Annotated in this window: 8 protein-coding genes; 6 read left to right on the forward strand and 2 right to left on the reverse strand. The window is 63.4% G+C overall.

All coding sequences use genetic code 11. The features are described 5' to 3' along the window. The first annotated feature begins 89 nt into the window (after positions 1-89). The 3 genes from HY699_09240 to HY699_09250 all read left to right on the forward strand — a co-directional run bounded on the left by HY699_09240 (position 90) and on the right by HY699_09250 (position 1,615). Entirely contained in the window at positions 90-458 is a 369-nt protein-coding gene (locus tag HY699_09240) for a hypothetical protein (protein MBI4515982.1), read from the forward strand. A 172-nt stretch (positions 459-630) separates the two neighbouring features. Next, positions 631-912, forward strand: coding sequence for a hypothetical protein (locus HY699_09245; GenBank protein ID MBI4515983.1), 282 nt, complete (start codon positions 631-633; stop codon positions 910-912). 373 nt (positions 913-1,285) lie between these two features. Next, positions 1,286-1,615 carry a hypothetical protein gene (locus HY699_09250; GenBank protein MBI4515984.1) on the forward strand — a complete coding sequence of 110 codons (330 nt, stop codon included), beginning with the start codon at positions 1,286-1,288 and terminating at the stop codon, positions 1,613-1,615. A 686-nt stretch (positions 1,616-2,301) separates the two neighbouring features. Here the strand turns inward: HY699_09250 and HY699_09255 are convergent. Together HY699_09255 and HY699_09260 are read right to left on the reverse strand one after the other, a co-directional pair. Continuing rightward, on the reverse strand, positions 2,302-2,697 hold the full coding sequence (locus HY699_09255; protein MBI4515985.1) for a hypothetical protein: 396 nt from the start codon (positions 2,695-2,697) through the stop codon (positions 2,302-2,304). A 274-nt stretch (positions 2,698-2,971) separates the two neighbouring features. Then, a complete protein-coding gene (locus HY699_09260) occupies positions 2,972-3,439 on the reverse strand; it encodes a hypothetical protein (GenBank protein ID MBI4515986.1) in 468 nt (155 codons plus the stop codon). Positions 3,440-4,704: 1,265 nt separating this feature from the next. Here HY699_09260 and HY699_09265 point away from each other — a divergent pair. From HY699_09265 to HY699_09275, 3 genes are all read left to right on the forward strand, one after another. Further along, on the forward strand, positions 4,705-5,244 hold the full coding sequence (locus HY699_09265; GenBank protein ID MBI4515987.1) for a hypothetical protein: 540 nt from the start codon (positions 4,705-4,707) through the stop codon (positions 5,242-5,244). Between the two features lie 186 nt (positions 5,245-5,430). Then, entirely contained in the window at positions 5,431-5,997 is a 567-nt protein-coding gene (locus HY699_09270; GenBank protein MBI4515988.1) for a DUF3341 domain-containing protein, read from the forward strand. A 512-nt stretch (positions 5,998-6,509) separates the two neighbouring features. Next, the gene (locus HY699_09275; protein MBI4515989.1) at positions 6,510-6,719 is read left to right on the forward strand and encodes a hypothetical protein; all 210 of its coding nucleotides are present in this window, start codon (positions 6,510-6,512) and stop codon (positions 6,717-6,719) included. The last annotated feature ends 134 nt before the right edge of the window (positions 6,720-6,853 follow it).

Consider the following 6,853-nt stretch of genomic DNA (forward strand, 5'->3'; position numbering starts at 1 on the left):
AAACAACGGCCGGTCGTGGCGGTGTTGGCCGCCGTCGGCGTCGGCTATCTGGTCGCCCGCCTCGTCTCTCGTGGAACGAGGTGAGCGCCATGCGTGATTCGGAGAATTCGAAGGGAAACGGCGCGGCCGGCGGAACCGAGCGGCCGCTCCAGGATCCCCGCTCCATTAGCGACCACGGTCGACAAATCCACCATGACGCGCACGCGCTTGCCGCGGCCGTGCAGGAGGCGGCCGATGACTTGGAACGCTACCTCACCGAACAGGTGGAGCAGCGACCGTATACCACCTTGGGAGTAGCGGCCGGGGTGGGGTACGTTCTGGGCGGAGGTCTCCGTTCACGGTTGACCGCCGTGTTGTTCGGCGCCACGACGAGATTCGCCATGGCTCTGGCCGCACGCGAGCTTGCTGCCCGGTTGTCGCCAGGTGCTTCCGCGTCCGTTCAGAACAAAAGCTCCTGAGAACGTCTTGGAGCAGTGGCCACGATCTCGTTGCGCCGCAGGGCGTGGATCATGTATCACCAGTACGGGTATGGGCCATCGGGGATCGGCGGCATCGTCCTCTCTACTCCGACACATCGATACTCTCCTCGCTCAACTGGACCGGTCGTTAGGAGCCGTCGGCGCGCGTCTGGTGCCCTTCTTCGGCGCGCCGGCGTCGTTCCCGTCAGGGCCGTCCATTCTGGCCCGCGCCGCGGGGGCTCCGCTCATCCCGGTGTTCACCCCACGCCTGGGCACACGTCACTACGCGATCCGCGTCGGCGATCGATTCAGCGTGCCGCGCGAGACACGGGCGCTCGACCGTGTGATGGCGGAGGTGGTGCACCTCTTCGAAGACACCGTGCGGGCCTTCCCGACCCAGTGGTTCCAGTTCGCCCCATTCTGGCCCGGCGGGGCTGCCGAACGGCAAGGATAACTCCGCCGATGCCCGACCGACCCCGTACCCAGACTCATGATAGCCCACAACAGTGCGCCACGGACGACGATGTGAATCAGCTCGATCAACTGGAGAAGCGACGAGCCCGTCGAGCTGCCGTCCGCACATTGTTGCAAGCCTCGCGTGTGAACACGTAGGAGTACGCGCGTAGAACCACGCACGTAGTACTCCGAGCTTCCGGCGGTGCCATGCCGTCCTGTACAAACTGGCCCGCCTATGGACGTGGATCGGTATCTGACGGGAGTTCCGATGACAGAAAGGAGACCGCCATTTCACCGTTGCGCGGCCGCACATATGGCGACGCAGGGAATGCCCTGACGTCGCGAAGCAGTCCAACGAAAGGAGAGCAGCCATGAGAACACGTTCGGTACTTGGTTTGATGATTCTTGTGGTCGGCCTCGGCGGTTGCATGATCGTCGAAGCGCCGATCAAGGGCGTTCTGGGAACCGAGGTCATCTGGGGTGACATAGCGACCGGAGAGAAGGGCTCCGAGACCCGCGGCACCGCGAAGCAAGGAAAGGCCTGCGCGGACTCCATCCTCGGCCTGATCGCGAGAGGCGACGCGAGCGTGCGCGCGGCGAAGGAGAACGGCGGGATCACCGAGGTCACAAGCGTGGATCACTCGGCGCGGAACTTTCTCAATATCGTTGGCGAGTGGTGCACGTTGGTGAGAGGGCACTAGGTTACCTTTCCGGTGCAAGAGTCTGGTCGCTGCGGGAGCCTCACTGGCCGGTTTTGGCCGGAGCTGACGGTGTCGCGCATCCGCGAACGGGCACCCCAGCGGCCTTCAAATACGCGCTGGCGGTCTCCCGGCTCTTCGCAACTGCGAGCCGAGAGGCTACCAAACTGCGCGCTGATCCGACACGGCGTCAGCGCTCCGCCTCGACGACGTGACCCCACACCGAGAGATGGCACCCTGAGAGCGGGAACCTTGGGAGGGCAAAGCGGGAAACGCCCGCCCGCTGAAACGCGTCCTCAGCGGCCAACCATGATGCGCGTGAATGGGTTCCGGCGCGTTATGAAAAAAGGACGAAGCCGCCACCATCTCGTAGTCTCGCGACGGTGAGGACAGTTAGAACCGTTCGGTAGATCTTCCAGCGACCCGGGTCACGCGCGGGCTTCGGCAATGGTGTAGGCGCACGCACTCGCCGGCACCGGCACGCCGAGCATGCCGGTACCGATGAGCCCCGAGATGAACAGCCATTCTTGGCGTTCGGCTTGATGAGTCTCGTAGTCGGCCTCGGGGGCATGGTCGTCGAGTCGACGATCATGGGCGTCCTGGGGACCGATGTCATCTGGGATACGTGGCCGGCAAGGGCCGCTACGCCCAACCCCGTGTCCCTGCTCGGGTGCGCCCAGGCCTTTCCCCTAACGCTTCTCCTCCGTGTGCGTGGTGATCTCCTCCGTGTGGGTCGCTCCCGAGGGCTGAGTCACGACGACACGGCGGACGATCGTTCGATCGCCTTCCTTGCTGTATTCGACGGTCACCGGGGAGTTTCGGATCGTCTCACTCGAAACGACCTTCCCCTGCGCATCCACGAAGACGGTCTCCTTGGTGAAGGTGTAGGTCACCGGAGCCGGAGCCTTTTCGGACTTGAGAATGATCGTCGAGCTGCTCGGGTTGATCTCTGAGACCACGCCTGTGTAAGTTGTCGTCTTCTCGGTCGTAGTGGTGGTTGACGTGTCAGCGGCCAAGCTGACCGCCACGCTCCCCAGCAGGCCGAGCGCCAATGCGAGCGAGAAAGTCGAAGTAAACCGTTTCATACGTACCTCCTTACCGGTCTGATCTCGAGACGCACTCGAGACGGTTTGGTTGTGCGATCACCCAGTCTGGCCGCCACCGCTGACTTCATTTCCGTCACCGGTGAGCCCCGCCACCGGAGCCGCGAGAGTCATAGGTTCCATCCACTTACGTTCGATCTGATCTCAGTGCATTGCGCCCCTCCTCTCATCGGCTTGCGGTCACCTCCGTCGCTCTGGTTTAGGGGCCTTGCACCGACTTCACCGAAGCTGCGGGGCGTCGCGGGCGGGCCCGGGCCTATTGCGCGATCGCCACTGCGTGGTACCTCGTGACGGCCGGGTTTCGCGGAACGGAAGCTTCGAAGGTCGCGCGCCCGCCACGCGCAGCGATTGTCTGGGCGAGCGGCGGCGTTGTGACGCTGTTCACTAGATTGCCGGCATCGTCGAGCAACTCGATGCGGATCGAGATCTTGCTCACCGGCCGTTCGCCCTGGTTGATGATCGTTCCGACCACCTTCTCCGTTCGCGGATCGGCCGTGGGCTCCTCGCCCAAGTCGACAATGGATATATCGACCATGGGTGTATCGACCACCCGCGGAGGCGCGGGCTTGCCCTGGTCGACGGTGACTGTGCGCGTCGAGGAAACGATCGTTTCGCGCTTCGCCGCACACGCCGCGAAGACGAAGATCGCCAGGGCGGCGCCGAGAAGGCACGCCCCGATCGATGTGGCCGTACTACTCTCATCAGGATGAATCATAGATTTCATGGCCGATCTCCCTTTTGTCCTGCCTTTGCCGGCGCCGTTGCTCACCGGCACATCCCATCACTCTGAAGCTGCGTCCCACCTGGGCACGTAATGGTGGTGGTCGTCGTGGTCTCCTGCCGTAGGTGAGTTGCGTGGCGGGAACAGCCCGACAGCACCGTCGCCGCGAGAATCAACACACTGAGCGTTTTGAACTTAGCCATGTGTGCTTATACGACCTGTGCGGCAGCGCCGTAAGATCGCAATACTACGCGCGTGATTGTACGCACACGTCGTCTTTGCACCCTCGCGTTGCCGGGAAGGCGCCGAGCGGGGTTACTGCGCGAGTCAGAAGAAGCGATCTCATCGAGTATTTGAAATCGCGGGAGAGCCCCAGCTGCTGTCCAGTTCGGTTCGTGCGGGGGCTTGCAGGTCTTCCGTCGGTGAGAGGGCGTGAGGCCACGCGTAGAACCACGCACGTAGTACTCCGAGCTTACGGCGTCGCTGCGTGCCTGTATAAGAAGAAGGTTGTGGCGGCTGCAGCGACTCGCGTCTCGGTGGTTTCAGCAAGCCGCGCTCGGAACCGCCTGGTCGGATGGACAGAAAAGGAGAATCAAATGGTTGAAAGAATGGCTGCGCTCCTCGCCGTGAGCGCCCTCTTCATTGCCGGGTGTGACCTTCGTCCTCGCCCTTTCTCGTCGCTGTTTGGCCAGAACGGCTGCCGGTACAAGGACGCCACCTACTCACACGGTTCAACGGCCTGCCAATCGGGCACCCAGTATCGGTGTGACGACGGACAGTGGAAGGGATGGGGAACCGCGTGTGCTGAGAATCCGATCGCAGCCGCCAAAGGCTGTCAATTCGATGGTAACTCCTATTCCCCTGGTTCCGCCAGCTGCCAATCGGGGACGGAACATCGATGCAACGACGGAGCATGGAGAAACCTCGCCCTCGCCTGCGCGGGTGGTGCCGACGGCGGGGCCGAGATCGTGCCCGCCAGGCTGACGCTGACGTGCCTGTACAATGGCGCGACCGTCGCGACGGAGTCCACCATCTGCAAGGCCGGCGTCACCTTCCGCTGCGAGGACGGCGAGTGGCGCAACCTCGGTAGCGCCTGTCGGTAGGGATGAGGGATACGAGAAACCGGCTAGCAGTTGGGTTTCGCAGTGATCAGACTCCTAATCCTTGCGGCGGTTGCGCTCACCACGAGTTCCGCTCAGGCAGCCGTTCTCGCCGGGGAACGGGCGCCAGCACGGCTGGCGAGACTGGGCGGAGTCGTGGCCGCCGCGATGGCGGAGCCGCAGAGTGACCGTGCCGACAGCGCTCCGGCACGCTGTCCGTATCACTTCGATAGCGACATGCCGGCAGCCACATTCTGCGTCTACCGGGGTGTTGCGTTCGGTGGTGAGGGCGAGGTGTGCGCGACCGACGTCGTGGTTATCTGGAGCAGTCTCGCCTCGCAAGCGGCGCTGAGTGTTGAGCACGCGGAGCAGGCATCAGCTTCGAACAAAGAGGTCTATCTGGGATTCGTCGCTGACCCGGAACTGGTGGTGTGGGCGATCGTAGACCCTCGACAGGGCGACCGTGCCGAAATGGTAGGGTATACGCTCGGAAGTGAGGAGGCTCCGCAGCCACTAGCGGGACAGGTGACACTGCGAGCGGTGCGCCTGGGGTCGGCGGATGTGCTCAGCATGGACTTGCGCGCACCGCGACGTTTCCATCTTGGGAGCTGCGCGTTCGCCTCGTACTTGGGAACGTTCCTTGGGGTGCTGGGACCTCCGAGCGAGACGACGACCTCCGTCGATCCCTTCATCGTGCCCCGGCAGTGACGCCGCGCGAGTGGGCTCGGCAACCTGGGGGCAATCAGCGCACCCGCAAGATCCTTCGCCGGTCGGCAACACTGCGGAGGCGTGAGGGCGTAAGCCCCCGCGCGTAGAACCACGCGCGTAGTACTGCGAGCTTGTGGTACGCGCCATTGAGGACCACCATTATCCTAATTGAAAGGAGCGTACACCATGGCCGGAAAACAGACAGCAGTGTTGGGTATTTACCCCGATTACGCCAGCGTGGAGAAAGCCGTCGACGTCTTGAAGGTGGCCGGATTTCGGAACAAGGATATTTCCGTACTCTTTCCGGAAAAAGCAGGCTCCAAAGCGTTCGCCCACGACAAAGGGACCAGGGCTCCAGAGGGTGCTGCCGCAGGCGCCGGAACGGGTGCGGTGCTGGGCGGTACACTCGGATGGTTGGTGGGTATCGGCACTCTGGCGATACCGGGTGTGGGTCCCTTTATCGCCGCCGGTCCGCTCATGGCGGCCCTGGCGGGGATGGGCGTGGGCGGTGCAGTCGGTGGGATAACGGGCGCGCTGATCGGCCTGGGGATTCCGGAGCACGAGGCCAAGCGCTATGAGGTCCAGGTAAAAGAGGGCGCCATCCTCCTCTCCGTGCATGCGGACAGTCCAGACTGGGCGAAACGCGCGGAGGAGATCCTGACACAGACGGGAGCGCAGAATATCTCGTCAACCGGAGAGACCAGCGCCAACTACGTCAGAAGCGGTCACGACACGGCAGCGCCGGCGGCGTGATGGCGGCCCAATTGGGCCGTGCCGGAGCCCCGCGCTCCGGCGAGCGCAACCTGACAGAGGGTGAGGATCATAACAATGGCAGCAAGCACGAAGCGGTGGCAGCGGATCGGTGAGTCCGTTGCGCGGTTGTTCGATCGTCACAGCGAGAAAGCAGGCCCAGACCGGCCAGGTGGGCAGGGTGCAAGCGGGATGAATCAGCAGCCGCGCATCAGATGGCCGGACAACAGCGCAGCTATTGTTGGGAGTCCGCAATACATCCAGGAAAAACTCGCTGCCTACCAGGCCCGCGGATGGGGACAGCAAGAGACTGGTCGGTCGGCGAGACAGCCTGAACCGGCGTTGAGCTCCAGGGTGCGCGCCGATCAGGAACCGAGTAATACGCGCGCGCTGACGCCAAACCTGAGATCTCCAAGGTCGACGTGGGCCGACAAGTGGGAGAGATAAAGGCGCGCGCTACGCAGCGCCGGCGATTGCACCCGGTGCGGGGAAGCGTCATGAAGGAGGCAAGACAAATGAAACCAGTCTGGATCGGCGGGGTAGCGAGTGTGGCGATGATGGTGTCCCTTTTCGCGCTGGCTCAACCGGCGTGGGGCGGTTCGACGAAGTGCACGATGAAGTACTCCCTCGCAGGGTGGTCGGCGGGCTACTCCACGGCGAGCGGCAGCGGCACCGTCAAGTGCGACAATGGCCAGTCGGCCCGCGTGTCCCTCCAGGCGAGCTGATCCTGCCCGAGAAGTGTTCGCTGGACACGGTGACGTGAGATGTTAGGGTCCTTCAGCAAGCTTGGCAAAGACTTTGAAGAACTCGGCGATGTCGTCCATGCGTGGCAGCCCGATCCAGAGAGCCTTGGTGCCTG

The organism is Deltaproteobacteria bacterium (assembly GCA_016210005.1).
In the GTDB taxonomy this organism is placed as follows: Bacteria; Desulfobacterota; Binatia; order HRBIN30; family JACQVA1; genus JACQVA1.

Bases quoted from the DNA above. Each gene is read 5' to 3' on its own strand.
- HY699_09270 (MBI4515988.1), top strand. From the start codon at position 5,431: ATGGCCGGAAAACAGACAGCAGTGTTGGGTATTTACCCCGATTACGCC.
- HY699_09265 (MBI4515987.1), top strand. From the start codon at position 4,705: ATGGCGGAGCCGCAGAGTGACCGTGCCGACAGCGCTCCGGCACGCTGT.
- HY699_09250 (MBI4515984.1), top strand. From the start codon at position 1,286: ATGAGAACACGTTCGGTACTTGGTTTGATGATTCTTGTGGTCGGCCTC.
- HY699_09260 (MBI4515986.1), bottom strand. From the start codon at position 3,439: ATGAAATCTATGATTCATCCTGATGAGAGTAGTACGGCCACATCGATC.
- HY699_09240 (MBI4515982.1), top strand. From the start codon at position 90: ATGCGTGATTCGGAGAATTCGAAGGGAAACGGCGCGGCCGGCGGAACC.
- HY699_09275 (MBI4515989.1), top strand. From the start codon at position 6,510: ATGAAACCAGTCTGGATCGGCGGGGTAGCGAGTGTGGCGATGATGGTG.
- HY699_09255 (MBI4515985.1), bottom strand. From the start codon at position 2,697: ATGAAACGGTTTACTTCGACTTTCTCGCTCGCATTGGCGCTCGGCCTG.